At 62.9% G+C, this 17,952-nt stretch carries 15 protein-coding genes; 10 read left to right on the top strand and 5 right to left on the bottom strand.

Annotated features, from left to right (window positions below; translation table 11 throughout):
- Positions 1-10 precede the first annotated feature (10 nt).
- Together IVB32_RS38090 and IVB32_RS38085 are read right to left on the bottom strand one after the other, a co-directional pair.
- Positions 11-991 (bottom strand): amino acid--[acyl-carrier-protein] ligase, encoded by a 981-nt coding sequence (locus IVB32_RS38090; protein ID WP_018455931.1) that lies wholly within the window; start codon positions 989-991, stop codon positions 11-13.
- Positions 992-1,055: 64 nt separating this feature from the next.
- Positions 1,056-2,273 (bottom strand): acyl-CoA dehydrogenase family protein, encoded by a 1,218-nt coding sequence (locus IVB32_RS38085; protein ID WP_026233057.1) that lies wholly within the window; start codon positions 2,271-2,273, stop codon positions 1,056-1,058.
- 356 nt (positions 2,274-2,629) lie between these two features.
- Between IVB32_RS38085 and IVB32_RS38080 the strand changes: the two genes are divergently transcribed.
- The 3 genes from IVB32_RS38080 (at position 2,630) to mtnA (ending at position 5,030) form a co-directional block, all read left to right on the top strand.
- Entirely contained in the window at positions 2,630-2,902 is a 273-nt protein-coding gene (locus tag IVB32_RS38080; RefSeq protein ID WP_018455933.1) for a phosphopantetheine-binding protein, read from the top strand.
- Between the two features lie 124 nt (positions 2,903-3,026).
- Entirely contained in the window at positions 3,027-3,902 is an 876-nt protein-coding gene (locus IVB32_RS38075) for an S-methyl-5'-thioadenosine phosphorylase (RefSeq protein WP_247413068.1), read from the top strand.
- An 18-nt stretch (positions 3,903-3,920) separates the two neighbouring features.
- Entirely contained in the window at positions 3,921-5,030 is a 1,110-nt protein-coding gene (gene mtnA / locus IVB32_RS38070) for an S-methyl-5-thioribose-1-phosphate isomerase (protein WP_018455935.1), read from the top strand.
- Positions 5,031-5,071: 41 nt separating this feature from the next.
- Here mtnA and IVB32_RS38065 read toward each other — a convergent pair whose 3' ends face one another.
- A complete protein-coding gene (locus tag IVB32_RS38065) occupies positions 5,072-5,707 on the bottom strand; it encodes an HAD-IA family hydrolase (RefSeq protein ID WP_018455936.1) in 636 nt (211 codons plus the stop codon).
- Between the two features lie 111 nt (positions 5,708-5,818).
- Between IVB32_RS38065 and IVB32_RS38060 the strand changes: the two genes are divergently transcribed.
- Positions 5,819-6,577 (top strand): trypsin-like serine protease, encoded by a 759-nt coding sequence (locus IVB32_RS38060; RefSeq protein ID WP_018455937.1) that lies wholly within the window; start codon positions 5,819-5,821, stop codon positions 6,575-6,577.
- A 125-nt stretch (positions 6,578-6,702) separates the two neighbouring features.
- Positions 6,703-8,205: an NAD(P)/FAD-dependent oxidoreductase gene (locus tag IVB32_RS38055; RefSeq protein WP_204513110.1), complete on the top strand. Its 1,503-nt coding sequence runs from the start codon at positions 6,703-6,705 to the stop codon at positions 8,203-8,205.
- A gap of 213 nt (positions 8,206-8,418) precedes the next feature.
- Here the strand turns inward: IVB32_RS38055 and IVB32_RS38050 are convergent, their stop codons facing one another.
- Entirely contained in the window at positions 8,419-9,348 is a 930-nt protein-coding gene (locus tag IVB32_RS38050) for a response regulator (RefSeq protein ID WP_007598081.1), read from the bottom strand.
- Positions 9,332-12,703, bottom strand: coding sequence for an ATP-binding protein (locus IVB32_RS38045; RefSeq protein WP_018455940.1), 3,372 nt, complete (start codon positions 12,701-12,703; stop codon positions 9,332-9,334). The genes IVB32_RS38050 and IVB32_RS38045 overlap by 17 nt, the downstream gene beginning before the upstream one ends.
- Before the next feature lie 175 nt (positions 12,704-12,878).
- Here IVB32_RS38045 and urtA point away from each other — a divergent pair, with 175 nt between their 5' ends.
- The 5 genes from urtA (at position 12,879) to urtE (ending at position 17,945) form a co-directional block, all read left to right on the top strand.
- Complete coding sequence (gene urtA, locus IVB32_RS38040; RefSeq protein WP_018455941.1) at positions 12,879-14,138, top strand: urea ABC transporter substrate-binding protein; 1,260 nt, start codon at positions 12,879-12,881, stop codon at positions 14,136-14,138.
- Positions 14,139-14,286: 148 nt separating this feature from the next.
- A complete protein-coding gene (urtB, locus tag IVB32_RS38035) occupies positions 14,287-15,213 on the top strand; it encodes an urea ABC transporter permease subunit UrtB (protein WP_018455942.1) in 927 nt (308 codons plus the stop codon).
- Between the two features lie 17 nt (positions 15,214-15,230).
- On the top strand, positions 15,231-16,370 hold the full coding sequence (gene urtC / locus IVB32_RS38030; protein ID WP_018455943.1) for an urea ABC transporter permease subunit UrtC: 1,140 nt from the start codon (positions 15,231-15,233) through the stop codon (positions 16,368-16,370).
- Positions 16,371-16,488: 118 nt separating this feature from the next.
- Positions 16,489-17,244: an urea ABC transporter ATP-binding protein UrtD gene (gene urtD, locus IVB32_RS38025; RefSeq protein ID WP_018455944.1), complete on the top strand. Its 756-nt coding sequence runs from the start codon at positions 16,489-16,491 to the stop codon at positions 17,242-17,244.
- 11 nt (positions 17,245-17,255) lie between these two features.
- Positions 17,256-17,945 carry an urea ABC transporter ATP-binding subunit UrtE gene (urtE, locus tag IVB32_RS38020; protein ID WP_018455945.1) on the top strand — a complete coding sequence of 230 codons (690 nt, stop codon included), beginning with the start codon at positions 17,256-17,258 and terminating at the stop codon, positions 17,943-17,945.
- The last annotated feature ends 7 nt before the right edge of the window (positions 17,946-17,952 follow it).

The raw sequence follows: 17,952 nt of genomic DNA, 5'->3' as shown, positions 1-17,952 counted from the left end.
CCTCGTTCCGTTAGCGCCAGCCTTCGCCGTGGGCATCGGCCGCGATCTGCGGCTGCAGGCCCATGATCTCCCGCACCTTGGCGGGCCAGGCGGAAGGGTCGGTGCCGTGGGTGTGGAACATGGCGACCGCCAGCCGGTCCATGCCGAAAGCGACGCAGCCGGTGTGGGCCGGCTCGCCATTGGCGTCCTTGATGTCCCACGTCGTGCCGAAATGCTCGCGGTGATAATTGAAGCTCATGCAGGCGGTCGGCTGCTCTTCCGAGCGCAGCGGGATCAGCAGTTCGAACTTGAGCTGCTGCTGCTTCTGGCTCACGGCCTTCATCTGACCGACGCGGCCGAAGAACGGATCGCTGGCATAGTCGACGCGGAAGGTGAGACCGAGATCGGTCGCAATCGCCTGCGCGCGCACCATCCAGCGCTCGCGGAAATCGGCCACGTCATCGGGGCTTCCGATGCAGACATATTCCCGCATCCGGAACGATTGCAGCCGGTCGAGATGTTTTGACGGTTCACGGCGGAAGCAGTCGGCGGCGACGTCGAAGCGCAGGCCACCCTTCGGCAACTGGCCGCGGCTCGCCGCGATCGGATAGACGGGATAGCAGGCCGCCGGCGACAGCACGAGGTCTGCCGGCGAGAGCGAGCTGGTCCAGTCACCGCCGGCGTCGAAGCGGCTTACCGCGGCGTTGATCTCGCGCTCGGTGCCGTGCAGGCTGCAGACGCAGCCGAGCAGGTTCGGAAAGCTCTTCAGGTAGCCGGACTTCTCAAGCTGAGATCGGCTCATCACCGGCGGGAAGCGCATCACCTCAGTGCCGGCCTCGCGATGGCTCGTGATCAGCGCGGCGAGCCGCTCGACGATGCCCTCATAAAGCGCGGTGCGGGCGTAGACGCCGTCCGAGCCCATCGGATGAAAGAGCTTATCGGCGAGATGATCGAGCGGATCCGCGATCTGCGGCGCGGTCTCAGGCGAGTTGGGGAGAACAGCAATGTTCATTGTCGGCTTCCTGCTATCTGAAATTATTCTTATTGAACGAAGGCACGTCGGTCTCGAAAGCTCGTCAGTCCCGAAGGCTTGTCGGCACGCCGCTCATCAGGGTCGATGTTGCGGCATTGGCCAGAATGCGGTCGTTGTTGATCATGATCGGCGACGACAGCACGTCGCGCAGGTGGCGGCCCATCGTGAACTCGCCGTCATTGCGGTAGCCGGAAAGGCCTGCGGTGCGCATCGCATGCATCACGGTCTCGACCGCGAGCTCCGAGGCCTGCACCTTCAGAAGCGTGATCGAAGACTGGAAGTCGAGCGAGCCGAGCGCGCGTTCATCGTGCTCGGCGAGAGCAAAGGCGTCGATATTGGCCGATATCAGCGCCCGCAGCTTGGCCAGCGACATCTTGGCGGCGGTGAAATGTGCGGCTGCCGGAGGCATCTGTCCGCCCGAGGTGCGGGCCGCCTTGCGGACGAAGGCCTGCGCACGGGTAACGGCGGCTGCAGCGATACCAGCCCAGGCCGAGGACCAGCACAGATGCGCGAACGGCGTCATGGTCTGGGCGTGGATCTTGTCGTAGGATTCCGGGAAGACGCGGTCGGTGGGGCAGTCGACCTTCAGCTCGAAACCGGTCGAGCAGGTGCCGCGCATGCCGAGCGTTTCCCAGCCCAGCGTCCGCTTCAGCGAATAATCGTCCCTGGCGAGCGCCAACAGCACCTGGTCGGACGCAGAAGCGTCTGTGGCGCGGCGGGCGATGGTCACGAGGCCGTCGGCCTCGGCACCGTAGGAGATCACGGTGGCGTCGCGCAGCAGCGAGACAGTGTCGCCGGCGACGTCGACGGCGGCGGCGCTAGCGCGGATGTTGCCGCCGTTCTGACCTTCGGTGGTGGAGGAGGCGAGCAGCCACTGGTCGCGTGCGACCCGGCGCATCATGGTTTCCATCCAGGGGATGCCGTGGCCGTGCCTGACGACGCAGGCGACCTTCGTGGTGTGCATGGCGTAGATCATCGCCGTGGAGGCGCAGGCGCGTCCGAGCGTGTAGCAGACGTCGGTGGCGTCGTGGATCGAGGCACCGAAGCCGCCGAACTCGGCCGGGATCATGACGCCGAGCAGCTTCTGCTCACGCGCAACCTCGAAAGCCTTGTGGGGGAAGCGGGCATCGCGATCGACCCCGTCTGCGTCGGCAGCCGCCACGGTGGCGGTGCGGGCGGCGCGCTCAATGAGAGAGGGACCATGCTCGAGAAAGCTCGTCTGCGTCTCGTCGACAGTGAGGACTGCTTCACGCACGTTCATATCGTCCGCCTCCGGTTTGCCGTTCAGGATCGCCGGCATCATTCGCGATGCCGCTTGAGCGATTCCTTCGACCATCTTTGCTTATGAGATGAGGCTACGGATTTAATTCAAATTCGTCGATGAAATAGAGGGTAAACAAAGCCCAATTCCGAACGAACAGTTAAGTTCGGGTTGTTTGCCTCGTCCGGATTTCCGCGATCGCGTTAGGGATCTGTAAGAAGCCGGAAATCCAACAATCTGAGTCATCGTTTACTAAGAAACGCGAAGTAATGGTGGCGTCCATTGCGGGATCGGCCCGCCGTGCGCATCGTAGCCGGCAACCGGTCCGACCTTTGTCGACAGATGGGAATTTACCGATGCAGGCTTTCGATACCGAGTTGCGCAATCGCATCATCAAGCTGGTGAAGGGCATCCTCGCGCAGAACTCGCTCTCCGCTGAGGTCACGCCGCAGGCCAAGCTCGTCGACGTCGGCCTGACCTCGATGGACATGGTCAATCTGATGCTCGGCGTCGAAGCCGAATTCGACTTCACGATTCCCCAGGTCGAGATCACACCGGAGAACTTCCAGTCCGTCGAGACGCTGGAGCGCATGGTCGCGACCCAGCTGCGGTCGGCGGCCGCGGCATAGCCGGGAGTGCTGGCGCGCGTTCTCCTGACGGCACCTCTTGACCCCATCACCCGTTCCAAAACCGACGTAAAACTGGCATAGCTTCTCCACGGAATCGCGATGGCGCGAACGGGGTGGAGCAGGCATGACGCAGGCGGTATTGGGCATCATCGGCGGCTCCGGCATCTACGATCTGCCGGGGCTGGAGGACGCTCGCGAAGAGGTGATCAGGAGTCCCTGGGGTGAACCGTCGGCACCCCTGCGGCGCGGCTCGATTGCCGGCCTGCCGATCGTGTTCCTGCCGCGCCACGACAAGGGCCACCGGCTGTCGCCCTCCGACATCAATTATTGCGCCAATATCGACGTCCTCAAGCGCGCAGGGGTCACAGACCTGATCTCGCTGTCGGCCTGCGGCTCGTTCAGGGAGGAACTGCCGCCGGGAACCTTCGTTCTCGTCGACCAGTTCGTCGATCGTACCCACAAACGCGAGAGCTCGTTCTTCGGGAGGGGATGCGTCGCGCATGTGTCGATGGCGCACCCGGTCTCGCCGCGGCTGCGCATCCACCTTGCCACGGCGGCCGAAGCCGAGGGCATCGCGTTTGCGCGCGGCGGCACCTATGTCTGCATGGAGGGACCGCAATTCTCGACCTATGCGGAAAGCATGACCTACAAGACGCTTGGCTATTCCGTAATCGGCATGACCAACATGCCCGAGGCGAAACTCGCGCGTGAGGCGGAGCTTTGCTACGCCACCGTCGCGATGGTGACGGATTTCGATTGCTGGCATCCTGATCACGACGCCGTCACCGTGCAGGACATCATCCGCGTTCTGAGCTCGAACGCCGACAAGGCAAAAGCGCTGGTGGCGCGGCTGGCGAAAGACTTCCCGCGCGAGCATGAGCCGTGCCCGATCGGCTCGGACCGCGCGCTCGATACCGCGCTGATCACCGCGCCCGAGGCGCGCGATCCCGAGCTCTTGAAGAAGCTCGACGCGGTGGCCGGGCGCATCCTGCGAACGTGATACGAAAGGCAGAATCCCATGAAGGTCGACGGCAAGCATTTCCGCAGCATCTGGCGTGAGCGCGACGGCTGGTCGGTCGGAGCGATCGACCAGCGCCGGCTGCCGCATGAGTTCATCGTTGCGAAGCTGACCTCATGCGAGGACGCGGCCCTCGCCATCCGCGACATGCTGGTGCGCGGTGCGCCACTGATCGGCGCGACCGCAGCTTACGGCATGGCGCTGGCGATGCGCGAGGACGCTTCCGACGCCGGCCTGAAGCGCGCCTACGACACGCTCGTGGTGGCGCGGCCGACCGCGATCAATCTGAAATGGGCCCTGGACGAGATGCGCGCGAGCCTCGCGCCGATCGATGCACTGGAGCGCGCGGAGGCCGCCTATGCGCGCGCCGACGAGATCGTCGAGCAGGACGTCGAGATCAACCGCGGCATCGCCGGCAACGGCCTGAAACTCATCGAGGCGATCGTCGCAAGGAAGAAGCCGGGCGAGACCGTCAATGTGCTGACCCATTGCAATGCCGGCTGGCTTGCGACCGTCGACTGGGGCACGGCGACGGCGCCGATCTATCTGGCGCACGAGCGCGGCATCAAGATCCACGTCTGGGTCGACGAGACGCGGCCGCGCAACCAGGGCGCCTCGCTCACGGCCTGGGAGCTTGGCCATCACGGCGTGGCGCATACGGTGATTCCGGACAACACCGGCGGGCATCTGATGCAGCACGGCATGGTCGATCTCGCCATCGTCGGCACCGATCGCGTTGCCGCCAATGGCGATGTCTGCAACAAGATCGGCACATATTTGAAGGCGCTCGCCGCTCACGACAATAATGTGCCGTTCTATGTCGCGCTGCCGTCGCCGACGATCGATTTCGCCGTTGATGACGGCATCCGCGACATCCCGATCGAGCAGCGCAGCGGCACGGAAGTCACCGACATGACCGGCCGCACCGCGGACGGAAGGCTTGAGACCGTGCGCATCGTGCCGGAGGGCTCGCCGGTCGCGAACTATGCCTTCGACGTGACCCCGGCACGGCTCATCACCGGCCTCATCACCGAGCGCGGCGTGCTGAAGCCCGATCGCGCCTCACTTGCCGCGGCGTTTCCGGAGCGGATCGCAGCTGCGGCGGAGTAGTTCTGGCTCGGCGATAGCTCGCAATGACGGAGAATGACGCTCTAGCTCAGCTTCAATCCCGTCGCGGCCTCGAGCCCGGCGATCGCCTGGGCGCCGCTGGTGACCTTGATCGTCGTCATGCCCATCTCGCGTGCCGGCTTCAGATTGACGCCGAGATCGTCGAGATAGACGCAATTCTTCGGATCGACCTTCAGCGTTTCGACCATCAGCTGATAGATGCGCGGGTCGGGCTTGCGCAGGCCGATTTTGGCGGACTCGATGACATGGTCGAACAGCACCATCACCTCGGCGACATAGAGTGAGCGCCCGGTCATGCTGCCGATCGCATTGGCCGGCAGATTGTTGGTAATGCAGCCGGTCTTGAATTGCGCCTTGATGCGCTTCAACGCTTCGACCATCTCGGGGCGCAGATCGCCCTGAAGCAGCGGCAGCACGTCGCGGCCGCGCACCTCCGCGCCGAGCGCCAGCGATTCCGTCGCGAACAGTCTGTCGAACGTGTCGATATCGACCTCGGCGCGCTCGAACTTGGCCCAGGCATTTTCCAGATGATTGGCGGCATTGGTGCGCCGGATGATGTCGATGGGCAGGCCACGCTCTGTCTCGAACCGCGTGAACGCTTCAAACGGCGAACTCGTCAGCACGCCACCAAAATCAAAGATCACAGCCTCGATCGTCAAGATCCCGCCCTCGTCAATTCCTTTCCAAGAGCGCTAGCATGCGCTATCGGCAAGGGCCAGTCCGAAGCCATCCTAATGCTGTCACCGACGCCAACACCAAAGCGTGTTCCCATGAAGAAGCTCGTAACCCTCATTGCGATCGCGCTGCCGCTCGCCACGCCCGCTTATGCCATCGTTGGTGGCGGCACGCCCCAGGCCGATGGCGTCGCGCGCGCCGTCGTCACGATCGTCGGCTCGCGCGGCAATTTCTGTACCGGCACCCTCGTTGCGCCAAAGCTGGTGCTTACCGTCGCCCACTGCGTGCAACCCGGCGCGGACTACAAGATCGTCGATCGCGGCACCGACGGGCAGCCGCAACTGCTGAATGTCCGCACCGTCGCGATCCATCCGAATTTCAACATGCAGGCAATGCAAGCGCATCGCGCTACCGCCGACGTGGCGCTGCTGCAGCTGGAAATTCCACTCAAGGGAAAATCGACGGTGCCCGTCGGCGCGCCGAATATTCCGATCCAAGTCGGCAGCCGCTTCGTCGTCGCCGGTATCGGCGTCACCGTGCGTGGCGAGGGCAAGAGTGGCGGCGCGACGCGTGTTGCCGGCCTCGTCGCGACGGGTCAGCCCGGCACGCTCCAGATCCGGCTGGTCGACCCCGTAACCAACGGTGTTCGCGACGGAATTGGCGCCTGCACCGGCGATTCCGGCGGTCCCGTGTTCGAGGACAAGCCGACCGGATCCGTGCTCGTCGGCGTCATCAGCTGGTCCACGGGGCCGAACGGAGCCGCCGGCTGCGGCGGGCTGACCGGTGTTACGCCGCTCACGCTCTATCGCGACTGGATCTTGCAGACCGCGCGGAGCTGGGGTGCGGCGCTGTGATTTGACCGCGACCCGATCTATGTCATCTTGAAGCGGAAGCGCGATGGGCGACCATGTCCGTCGCGGAGGAAACGCGCCGCCCAACCAAGGGCGGCCACAAAAACAAGCAAGGCATAGAAGCAACAATGAATGTCGCTGTTCGCAGTCACGCCACGGCCAAACAGGCTTCTGAACATTTCGACGTGCTGATCGTCGGCGCCGGGATCTCGGGCATCGGCAGCGCCTATCACATGACCAAGCAGCTTCCGGGTGCGAGCTTCGTCATCCTGGAAACGCAGGCGACGTTCGGCGGCACGTGGACCACGCATCGCTATCCCGGCATCCGCTCCGACAGCGATCTCCACACCTTCGGTTATAGCTTCAAGCCCTGGGTCGGGCCGCCGATCGCGACCGCCGAGGAAATCCTCGCCTACATGAACGAGGTGATCGACGAAAACGATATCGCGCGGCATATCCGCTACAAGCACAAGATCAATTCGGCGAGCTGGTCGAGCGAGCAAAACCTCTGGACTATCGAGGCGGTGACGACCGACACCGGCGAAGCGAAAACATTCACTGCGAACTTCCTCTGGATGTGCCAGGGCTATTACCGCCATTCGGAAGGCTATACGCCGGAATGGAAAGGTACCGATCGCTTCAAGGGCCGCATCGTTCATCCGCAGACCTGGCCTGATGATATCGACCTCGCGAACAAGAAAGTCGTCGTGATCGGCTCCGGCGCGACGGCGGCGACGCTGGTGCCGAACATTGCCGACAAATGCGCGCATGTCACGATGCTGCAGCGTTCGCCGACCTATTTCCGTCTCGGCCGCAACGCCATCGAGATCGCGGAGGAGCTGCGCCGGCTGCAGGTCGACGAGGCCTGGATCCACGAGATCGTTCGCCGCAAGATCCTGTTCGAGCAGGACGCGTTCACCAAGCTTTGCTTGTCAAAACCCGAGCAGGTGAAAAAGGAGCTGATCGGGCAGATCAGCGCAGTGCTCGGTCCGGAGTACGATGTCGACACGCATTTCACGCCGAGCTACCGGCCGTGGCGGCAGCGCATCGCCTTCGTGCCCGATGCCGATCTGTTCAAGGGCATCGCCAGCGGCAAGGCGTCCGTCGTCACCGACGAGATCGAGTTCTTCGTTGAGAACGGCATCCAGCTCAAATCCGGCAAGCTGCTTGAGGCCGACGTCATCGTCACCGCAACCGGCTTCAATCTCGCGGCGCTCGGCGACATCGCCTTCGAGGTCGACGGCAAGCCGCTCGCTTTCGGCGACACCGTCACCTATCGCGGCATGATGTTCACGGGCGTGCCGAACATGGTCTGGGTCTTCGGCTATTTCCGCGCCAGCTGGACGCTGCGCGTCGATCTCGTCGCTGACTTCGTCTGCCGCCTGCTCGGTCACATGAAGGCCAAAGGCAAGAAGAAGGTCGAGGTCAAGTTACGCGCCGAAGACCACAACATGCCGATCCTGCCCTGGATCGATCCGGAAAACTTCAATCCCGGCTACATGATGCGCAACATGGACCTGCTGCCCAAGCGCGGCGACAAGCCGGAATGGCAGCACAGCCAGGATTACTGGACCGAAAAGGACGAGATCCCGAAGACGAATCTGGATGGCGGGGAGTTTGTGTACGGGTGAGGACTAGGCGCTAACCAAGCATTGCAACGTCGTCCCGGCCTAGTGCGCAATTGCGCACGGGGGCCGGGACCCATACAGCGAGGCCTATCGATTGCGGACGGTGCTAGTCCGAACGACTAGTCTTCGCCAAATCACTCCCTGGGGTTATGGGTCCCGGCCTTCGCCGGGACGACACGGTGTGCTGAGTCACATCCCAACTCACTCGGAGCAAGACTACGAATTCCTTCTTGTCGCATTCGTTGCAATCGCCGCAGCCGCGGTCCGGTTCTCGACTCCAAGCTTGGAGTAGATCTGCTCGAGATGCTTGTCGACCGTGCGCGGGCTCAAGCCCAAAATCTGCGCGATGTCGCGGTTGGTTTTGCCCTTGCTGAGCCAGGCCAGCACCTCGCCTTCGCGGGTAGTGAGGCCGAGCTCGCTGGTGAACTCGGGTGGCGGCGCGGTGCCGGATTCCCTGGAGAGCCGCAGCAGGAACTCGTTCGGTGCGGTCTCGCCCATGTAGTACAGCCGGAGCTGAGGATTGTCGGGCAAGGAAGCCGCCTGAGACTTCGAGCTGCCCTTGCCCTTCGCCTGCTCCAGCCATTGCAGCAATGATACCGGCAGGACGAAATCGTCGTCGGCCTGCGCGCCGTGGTGGTCCGCCAGCAGCTTCTGCGCCTGCGGGGTCGCCCACAACAATTTGCCCTGGCGGTTGACCGCGAACAGGAATCGGCCGGAGACATCGAGCGCGGCGCGTGCGCTTTGCGTCAGCCGCGCATTGCCGAGATGAACGCGGATCCGCGCCAGCATCTCCTCGATCACGATCGGCTTGGTCACGTAGTCGACGCCGCCGGCCTCCAGCCCGCGCACGATGTGCTCGGTCTCGGCGAGCCCCGTCATGAATATCACCGGGACATTGGCAAGGCCCGCATCGCGCTTGAGGCGGCGGCAGGTCTCGAACCCGTCCATGCCCGGCATCACAGCGTCGAGCAGCACGATGTCAGGCGTGATTTGGTCGACGATACGCATCGCGGCCGCGCCATCGAGCGCCACCATCACCGTCATCCCGGCGCTGTCGAGCGCGTCGGTGAGCAGCCGCAGCGTCTCCGGGGAGTCGTCAACAACGAGCGCGACGTCGCGCTTTTTCGACTCAGTGCTCATACGCATGCAACGTCTTCAATGTGGCCATGTACTGGCCGAGATCGAAGCGGTCGATCAGCGACCGCATTTCCGCGACGAAGTCGGCATGTTCAGGGTGCTCACTGCCGATCTCGTCCAGCTTCAACTGGATAGCCTTGACGTAGCCGATCTGACCGAGCCCGATCAGAGCCTCGATGTGTCGTACAGGCGGCCGCGAGCCGCTCTCCGGCCGCCACAGCGGCACCGCGATCTCCTCCGAGCCGTATTGCCATTCGACCTTGAGAAGCTGGCGGATACTTTCCAAAAGCCTGGGAATATCGATCGGCTTCATCAGGTAGCCGTCGTGGAAAGGCTGTGCCAGCGGTGTGCCGTGCGCCTCGAGCGCGCTGGCAGACACCATCAGGATGCGCGCCTGATGGTGGCCGCTGGCGCGCAGCGTCTCCGCCACCGTCCAGCCGTCCATGCCAGGCATGGAGATATCGAGCAGGAACAGATCAGGCCGGCAGTGCTGGGCTAGCGCCAGGCAGCCAGGCCCGTCGGGCGCGCTGAGCAGGATGAAGCCGAGTGGGGTCAACACCTCGCGCAGGAGGTCGCGATGCACGGGATCGTCGTCGGTGATGAGGATGGTCTTGCGCGCGCCGTGATAGCCCGAGATCGGGGCCTCCACCGGCGCAATGCGCTGCGGATTGGTGACTTCGGATAGCAGCATCTTGACCTTGAACGTGCTGCCGCTGCCGACCGTGCTCAAGACCTTGATGTCGCCGCCCATGACGCCGGCGAGCAACCGGCTGATGGTGAGGCCCAGCCCCGTGCCGGTCTGCGGCTGCGAGACACCGAGCGCGCCACGTTCGAAAGGTGCGAAGATGCGTTCGAGATCGTCGCCCTGGATGCCGGGGCCGGTGTCGATCACCTCGAACTCCGCGACCGGGCTGCGATAGTGCACCACGAACTGCACACTGCCGACCTGGGTGAATTTGATCGCGTTGGACAGCAGATTGATCAGCACCTGGCGCAGCCGCTTCTCGTCGGCATAGACCACGACCGGCAAATGCGCCGGCCGCCTGAACACGAAGTCGATGCTCTTGGCCGCGGCCTGAAGGCGGAACATGCCGACGAGCTGGTCGAGGAATTCGGTCAGGCGCACCTCGTCGCGCGACAGGTACAGCCGCCCCGCCTCGATCTTGGAGATGTCCAGAATGCCGTCGATCAGGCCGGAGAGGTGATCGGCGCTGCGGCGGACGACGCGGACCTGGTCGCGCGGCTTGGTGTTGAGCGTGGTGTCCTGCTCCAGGAGTTGGGCATAGCCGCTGATCGCATTCAGCGGCGAGCGCAGCTCGTGGCTCAGGCCCACCACGTAGCGGCTCTTGGCGAGGTTGGCGGATTCTGCGATTTCCTTGGCGCGCTGGAGCTCGGCATCGGTGCGCTTGTGGGCGTCGATCTCCTGAATCAGCAGCGTGGTCTGGCGTCGGGTCTCGGCCTCGGCGGCCCGTCGGCTCTGCTGCGCCAGCACGAACAGCCAGGCCACCACGCCGATGATGATGCTGAGCGAGAAGAACACCTTCCAGAGCACGTTGGAGACGAGCATGTTCTCGCCAGGCACGCTGACCGAGCTCTGGAGGTAAATCAGCCCCAGCACCAGCGCGACGAGGCCCGCGGAGACCACGAACACACCGATGTAGTGGCCGAACTGCGAGTTGATCCGCTGATAGATCGCCTGCGGCAAGATCCTGGCGAGTGCGTCGGCGAACTGCACCTGCGCGCGCGCATGCGGTTTGCACAAATCGTGGCAGCGCGCATCGAGCGAGCAGCATAGCGAGCAGATCGGGCCGGCATAGGCAGGACAGGAGGTCATGTCCTCCGGCTCGAAATGGTGCTCGCAGATGCAGCACTGGATCGATTCGATGTTGGCCCAACTCCTCTTCGGCTTGCGCGCGATGTAATATTTTCCGTCGGTGAGCCAGGCGATGACGGGCGCGGTGACGAAGGCGACCGTCAGCGCGACGAAGGCCGCGAGCGCTTTCATGGTCGAGCCGAACAGGCCGTAGAATGCCGCGATCGAGACGATGGTCGCGATCGTCATCGCGCCGACGCCGACCGGGTTGATGTCGTAGAGATGGGCGCGCTTGAACTCCATCTGCGGCGGGCGCAGGCCGAGGGGCTTGTTGACCACGAGATCAGAGACCAGCGCACCGACCCAGGCGATCGCGACATTGGAGTAGAGCGCGAGCGTCTGCTCCAGCGCCTTGTAGACGCCGATCTCCATCAGCAGCAAGGCCACCATCACGTTGAACACCAGCCAGACGACCCGGCCCGGATGGCTATGAGTGAGACGCGAGAAGAAGTTCGACCAGGCGATCGAGCCTGCATAGGCGTTGGTGACGTTGATCTTGAGCTGCGACAGGATCACGAACGCGCCGGTGAGTGCCAGAGCCATGTCCGGCTGCGACAACACGTAGCGAAACGCCTCGAGATACATGTGCGCAGGCTCGGCCGCCAGCTCGCTGGAGAGGCCGTGGCTCAGCGCGAAGAAGGCGAGAAACGAGCCCAGCAGCAATTTCAGCGCGCCGAAGATGATCCAGCCGGGCCCCGCGATCAGCAGGGCGGCCCACCACGACGTTCGCGAGGTGCGGCGGTCGCGCGGCAGAAACCTGAGGAAGTCGACCTGCTCGCCGATCTGAGCCACCAGCGAAAACACCACGGAGGATGCTACGCCGAACAGCAGTAGATCGAAATGTCCGCTGGGGTCGCCGTGCTCGCCGGCGAATTTGCGCCATTCCGTGAACGAGTAAGGGTTGGCCCAGGCGATCGCCGCGAAGGGCAGGATGTGCAGGATGATCCAGATCGGCTGCGTCCAGAGCTGGAAGCGGCTGATCAGCGTGATGCCGTAGGTGACAAGCGGGATGATCGCGACGGCGCTGATGAGATAGCCGATCGGGCGCGGAATGCCGAAGCACATCTCGAGCGCCGTGGCCAGGATCACCGCTTCGATCGCGAAGAAGATGAAGGTGAAGGAGGCGTAGATCAGCGACGTGACGGTCGAGCCGATATAACCGAAGCCGGCGCCGCGGGTGAGCAGGTCAATGTCGATGCCGCATTTGGCGGCATAATAGGCAATCGGGACGCCGCAGCAGAAGATGATGATGGAGACGACGAGGATCGCGGCGGTGGCGTTGGTAACCCCGTAATTCAGGGTGATGGTGCCGCCGATCGCCTCAAGCGCGAGAAAGGAGATGGCGCCCAGGGCAGTGTTGGCGACGCGGGCAGCGGACCACCGGCGCGCGCTCTTGGCGGTGAAGCGCAGCGCGTAGTCTTCCAGCGTCTGGTTGGCGACCCATTGGTTGTACTGGCGCCTGACGCGATCTATTCGCTGCCGCCCTGCCACTTCAGCCCCCACTCCTACTCCCGAACGCGCCGGACCCCCTCGCAAAATCCGTACCAAAAGCCTACGTCGTCATTTTGCGGTGCAGTATACGCGATCTTGCGTATGCTTGCAGTGCACAAATTCGAGCCATCCTCACGGCACCAATCGCGTGTCCTCGAACAACAGTGGGGTGCTCATGTCAGACGAAGCGAACAAGGGCCTGTTATCGCCGCTCCGGCGCAAATTATTGATGGGAATGGCGGCCGTGCCGGCCATCACCATGCTACCGCGAGCATCTTTTGCGCAGGCCCCAGCGACCTCGGCAGTCAACACCACGGGTCTCGCGGTCACCGACACCGAGGTGACGGTCGGCATCCTGCATTCGGCGACCGGCACCATGGCCATCTCCGAGACCGGCTCGATCGAAGCCGAAAAGCTTGCCATCGAGCAGATCAATGCCATGGGCGGCGTGCTCGGTCGCAAGATCAAGTTCATCCAGGAAGACGGCGCCAGCGACTGGCCGACCTTTGCCGAGAAGGCCAAGAAGCTGCTGGTCAACGACAAGGTCGCGGCGATCATGGGCTGCTGGACCTCGGCGTCCCGCAAGGCCGTGCTGCCCGTCATGGAGCAGTACAACGGCATGCTCTATTACCCGACCTTCTACGAAGGTCTCGAGCAGTCCAAGAACGTGATCTACACAGGTCAGGAAGCCACTCAGCAGATCCTCGCCGGCCTGAACTGGATCGCCAAGGAGAAGGGCGCCAAGTCGTTCTTCTTCATCGGCTCCGACTACATCTGGCCGCGCACCTCGAACAAGATTGCGCGCAAGCATGTCGAGAACGTGCTGAAGGGCAAGGTGGTCGGCGAAGAGTATTATCCGCTCGGCAATACGCAGTTCAATTCGGTCATCAACAAGATCAAGCTGACCAAGCCCGACGTGATCTTCACCGACGTCGTCGGCGGCTCGAACGTCGCGTTCTACAAGCAGCTCAAGGCGGCCGGCATCGACCTCTCCAAGCAGGCGCTGCTCACGATCTCGGTGACCGAAGACGAGATCGACGGCATTGGCGGCGAGAACATCGCGGGCGCCTATGCCTGCATGAAGTACTTCCAGTCGCTCGACAATCCGAACAACAAGACCTTCGTTCCTGCGTTCAAGAAGATGTGGGGCGAGAAGACCGTGATCGGAGACGTCACCCAGGCTGCCTATCTCGGACCGTGGTTGTGGAAGTTGACGGTGGAGAAGGCGGGCTCCTTCGACATCGACAAGATCGCCGCGGCGTCGCCGGGCATCGAGTTCAAGGGCGCTCCGGAAGGCTATGTGCGCATCCACGAAAATCATCACCTCTGGTCGAAGACCCGGGTGGGACGCGCCAAGCTCGATGGCCAGTTCGAACTGATCTACGAGACCGCCGATCTGGTCGAGCCGGATCCGTTCCCCAAGGGCTACCAGTAAGACGAGATCTATCAGTTAGTCACGGCGTTCGTCGCCGTTTCCCTCTCAGGCAAAACCTCTCCCTGGCGTGGACCGCAAATCCACGCCCAAGACCCCCGCGTCGCGAACCTGCTCGCGACGCGGGACCCTTTCCCGACGGAGGACATCGATGTTCGGCGACTACTCGCTTGGTGACCTTGGCTCCATCTTCGTCATGCAGGGCTTTGCAGGACTGATCCTGTTCTCCGTCTACGTCCTGATGGCGCTGGGTCTTGCGATCATCTTCGGCCAGATGGGCGTCATCAACATGGCCCATGGCGAGTTCATGATCCTTGGGGCCTACGTCACCTGGATGACCTCGAGCTTCTTCCAATCCTATTTGCCGAGCCTGTTCAGCGGCTATTTCTTCCTCGCGATGATCCTGGCCTTTGTCGCATCCGGTGCGTTGGGGATGCTGGTGGAATGGGTGCTGATACGGCATCTCTACAAGCGCCCGCTCGACACGCTGCTCGCGACTTGGGGCCTCAGCCTGATCCTGCAACAGGCCTATCGCTCCGTGTTCGGCGCGCGCGAGGTCGGCGTCGAGCTGCCGCAATGGATGCTCGGCTCGCTGCACGTGACCGACAGCATCGAAGTGCCGATCAACGGCGTCTTCGTGATGTGCCTCACCGTCCTGATCACTGTCGGCGTCGCCTACGTGATGTACAAATCGCGCTGGGGTCGACAGGTGCGCGCCGTCGTGCAGAACCGCATCATGGCCGGTGCCGTCGGCATCAACACCGAAAAGGTGGATCGCTACACTTTCGGCCTCGGCTGCGGCATTGCCGGTGTCGCTGGGAGCGCCTTCACCATGATCGGCTCGACCGGGCCGACCTCCGGACAGCTCTACATCGTCGATACGTTCCTGGTGGTCGTGTTCGGCGGCGCGGCAAGCCTGCTCGGCACCATCGCATCGGCCTTCTCAATCTCGCAGACCCAATCCACCCTCGAGTTCTTCCTGTCGGGCTCGATGGCTAAGGTGCTGACGCTGCTTGCCGTTGTCGGAATCCTGATGCTGCGGCCGCAGGGTCTCTTCGCCCTCAAGGTCCGCAAATAACAAGAAGCAGGCAAGTCATGGTCATCAACTCACGCTTCTTCAATCGATCCGAGCTCATGGGCTTCCTCGTGCTGGCCGCCGTGCTGTTCGTGATCCTGCCGCTCTCGCTGGATGTGTTCCGTCTCAACCTCGTCGCGAAGTATCTGACCTACGCCTTCGTCGCGCTCGGTCTCGTGCTGTGCTGGGGCTACGGCGGCATTCTCAGTCTGGGGCAGGGCGTGTTCTTCGGCCTCGGCGGCTATTGCATGGCGATGTTCCTCAAGCTGGAGGCCTCCAGCGTCGAAAATACCAAAATCCAGTCGACGCCAGGCATCCCGGACTTCATGGACTGGAATCAGATCACGTCACTGCCACTGTTCTGGCAGCCGTTTCACAGTCTCGCCTTCACCATCCTCGCCATCATCTTGGTCCCCGGCATCTTCGCGCTGATCATCGGCACTGCGATGTTCAAGCGGCGCGTGGGCGGCACCTACTTTGCCATCATCACCCAGGCGGTGGCGGCCATCCTCACCATCCTGATCGTGGGCCAGCAGGGCTACACCGGCGGCATCAACGGCATGACCGACCTGCGCACCCTCAAGGGATGGGACATCCGGCCCGACCACGCCAAGGTCATCTTGTACTTCGTCGAAGTGGTGCTGCTGTTCGCCTGCATCGGCATCGCGCAGTTCATCCGCCTGACCAAGCTCGGCCGCATCCTGGTGGCTATGCGCGAACAGGAGGACCGCGTCCGCTTCTCCGGCTACAGCGTCGCCAACTTCAAGATCTTTGCGTTCTGTATGGCCGCGGTTTTCGCCGCGATCGGCGGGGCCATGTTCGCGCTCAATGTCGGTTTCATGTCGCCGTCCTTTGTCGGCATCGTGCCGTCGATCGAGATGGTGATCTACACCGCGGTCGGCGGACGGATGTCGATCTTTGGCGCGATATGGGGGGCCATTCTGGTGAACTTCGCCAAGACCAGCCTGTCGGAATCCTTTCCGCAACTCTGGCTGTTTGGTCTCGGCGCGCTGTTCATCGCGGTCGTGCTCGCTTTCCCGAACGGCCTGTCGGGGCTCTGGGCCGACTATGTGCAGCCGCGCGTCGACCGCCTTTTCGCCTCGCGCAAGAAGCCGGGCTGGAGCGACAATTCGGTTGCCGACGGCGCACCAGCAGAGTGAGGAGACCATCATGCTCGTCGGTCATCACGATGCCGATGCCATGCTGGCAGTGAGGAGATAGGTCATGCTCGTCGGTCATCGCGATGCCGATGCCACGCTGGCAGTGAGGAGATAGATCATGCTCGTCGGTCATCAGCCCAAGGAATTCCTGCTCGCGGTCTCCGGGCTGACGGTTTCCTTCGACGGCTTCAAGGCCGTCAACGATCTCTCGTTTTACGTCGAGGAGAACGAGATCCGCGTCATCATCGGCCCCAATGGGGCCGGCAAGACCACGGTGCTTGACCTGATCTGCGGCAAGACCAAGGCGACCGAAGGCTCGATCCAGTTTCGCGGGACCGAGCTGACCAAGCTGAAGGAGAACGAGATCGTCAAGGCCGGCGTCGGCCGCAAGTTCCAGACGCCGTCGGTGTTCGAAGACCTCACCGTGTTCGAGAATCTCGAGATCTCGTTTCCGCGCGGCCGCACCGTATTCGGCTCACTCACGTTCCAGCGTGACCAGCTGGTGAGGTCACGCGTCGGAGAGGTTGCCGAGATGATCTTCCTCAAGGACAAGCTCAACACCTATGCCTCCGAGCTCAGTCATGGCCAGAAGCAATGGCTCGAGATCGGCATGCTGCTGATTCAGGATCCTGACCTGCTCATGCTGGACGAGCCCGTCGCCGGCATGAGCGTGTCCGAACGCACCAAGACCGCCGAGCTGCTCAACCGCATCATCAAAAACCGCTCGGTGCTCGTGATCGAGCACGACATGAAGTTCGTCGAGGACATCGCGCACAAGGTCACCGTGCTTCACCAGGGCCAGATCCTCTCGGAAGGCACCATGGAAAAGGTGAAGAACGATCCCAAGGTCGTCGAAGTTTATCTCGGTCACTAAGGAGCGCGACGATGCTGGCTATTTCTGATCTTCACGTCGCCTACGGCCAGAGCGAGGTGCTGCACGGGCTCAACGTCAAAGTCGCGCCCAACGAGATCGTGGCGATCATGGGTCGCAACGGCATGGGCAAGACCACGCTGATGAAATCGCTGATGGGGATCCTGCCGGCCAAGAGTGGCTCGGTGACCATGGACGGCGCCGAGCTCGGCAGCCTGCCGAGCTACGAGCGGGTGGCCAAGGGGCTCGCCTATGTGCCGCAAGGCCGCATGATCTTTTCTACCATGACGGTGAAGGAGAACATCGAGACCGGCCTCGTGGTCTCCGGCGGAACCGAAGTGCCCGGTGACATCTACGAACTGTTTCCGGTGCTGCTGGAGATGAAGGACCGCCGTGGCGGCAATCTCTCCGGCGGCCAGCAGCAACAACTCGCGATCGCTCGTGCGCTGGCGACCAAGCCAAAAGTGCTGCTGCTCGACGAGCCGACCGAAGGTATCCAGCCGTCGATCATCAAGGAGATGGCGCGCACGCTCAAGCACATCCGCGACGAGAAGGGGCTTTCAATCGTCGTGTCCGAGCAGGTCCTGAGCTTCGCGCTCGATATCGCCGACCGTGTGCTGGTGATCGAGAACGGCGAGATCGTCCGTGATGATCCGCGCGGCGCCGTCGATGCCGCACAGGTCTCGAAATATCTGTCCGTCTAACCAACCG

The organism is Bradyrhizobium sp. 23 (assembly GCF_023073295.1).
GTDB classification, from domain to species: Bacteria; Pseudomonadota; Alphaproteobacteria; order Rhizobiales; family Xanthobacteraceae; genus Bradyrhizobium; species Bradyrhizobium canariense_D.
This window is presented reverse-complemented; position numbering and strand designations above follow the sequence as displayed.

What these genes read in the sequence shown, in the direction of transcription:
- IVB32_RS38090 (WP_018455931.1), bottom strand. Translation starts at nt 991, where the DNA reads ATGAACATTGCTGTTCTCCCCAACTCGCCTGAGACCGCGCCGCAGATC.
- IVB32_RS38085 (WP_026233057.1), bottom strand. Translation starts at nt 2,273, where the DNA reads ATGAACGTGCGTGAAGCAGTCCTCACTGTCGACGAGACGCAGACGAGC.
- IVB32_RS38080 (WP_018455933.1), top strand. Translation starts at nt 2,630, where the DNA reads ATGCAGGCTTTCGATACCGAGTTGCGCAATCGCATCATCAAGCTGGTG.
- IVB32_RS38075 (WP_247413068.1), top strand. Translation starts at nt 3,027, where the DNA reads ATGACGCAGGCGGTATTGGGCATCATCGGCGGCTCCGGCATCTACGAT.
- mtnA (WP_018455935.1), top strand. Translation starts at nt 3,921, where the DNA reads ATGAAGGTCGACGGCAAGCATTTCCGCAGCATCTGGCGTGAGCGCGAC.
- IVB32_RS38060 (WP_018455937.1), top strand. Translation starts at nt 5,819, where the DNA reads ATGAAGAAGCTCGTAACCCTCATTGCGATCGCGCTGCCGCTCGCCACG.
- IVB32_RS38055 (WP_204513110.1), top strand. Translation starts at nt 6,703, where the DNA reads ATGAATGTCGCTGTTCGCAGTCACGCCACGGCCAAACAGGCTTCTGAA.
- IVB32_RS38050 (WP_007598081.1), bottom strand. Translation starts at nt 9,348, where the DNA reads ATGCGTATGAGCACTGAGTCGAAAAAGCGCGACGTCGCGCTCGTTGTT.
- urtA (WP_018455941.1), top strand. Translation starts at nt 12,879, where the DNA reads ATGTCAGACGAAGCGAACAAGGGCCTGTTATCGCCGCTCCGGCGCAAA.
- urtB (WP_018455942.1), top strand. Translation starts at nt 14,287, where the DNA reads ATGTTCGGCGACTACTCGCTTGGTGACCTTGGCTCCATCTTCGTCATG.
- urtC (WP_018455943.1), top strand. Translation starts at nt 15,231, where the DNA reads ATGGTCATCAACTCACGCTTCTTCAATCGATCCGAGCTCATGGGCTTC.
- urtD (WP_018455944.1), top strand. Translation starts at nt 16,489, where the DNA reads ATGCTCGTCGGTCATCAGCCCAAGGAATTCCTGCTCGCGGTCTCCGGG.
- urtE (WP_018455945.1), top strand. Translation starts at nt 17,256, where the DNA reads ATGCTGGCTATTTCTGATCTTCACGTCGCCTACGGCCAGAGCGAGGTG.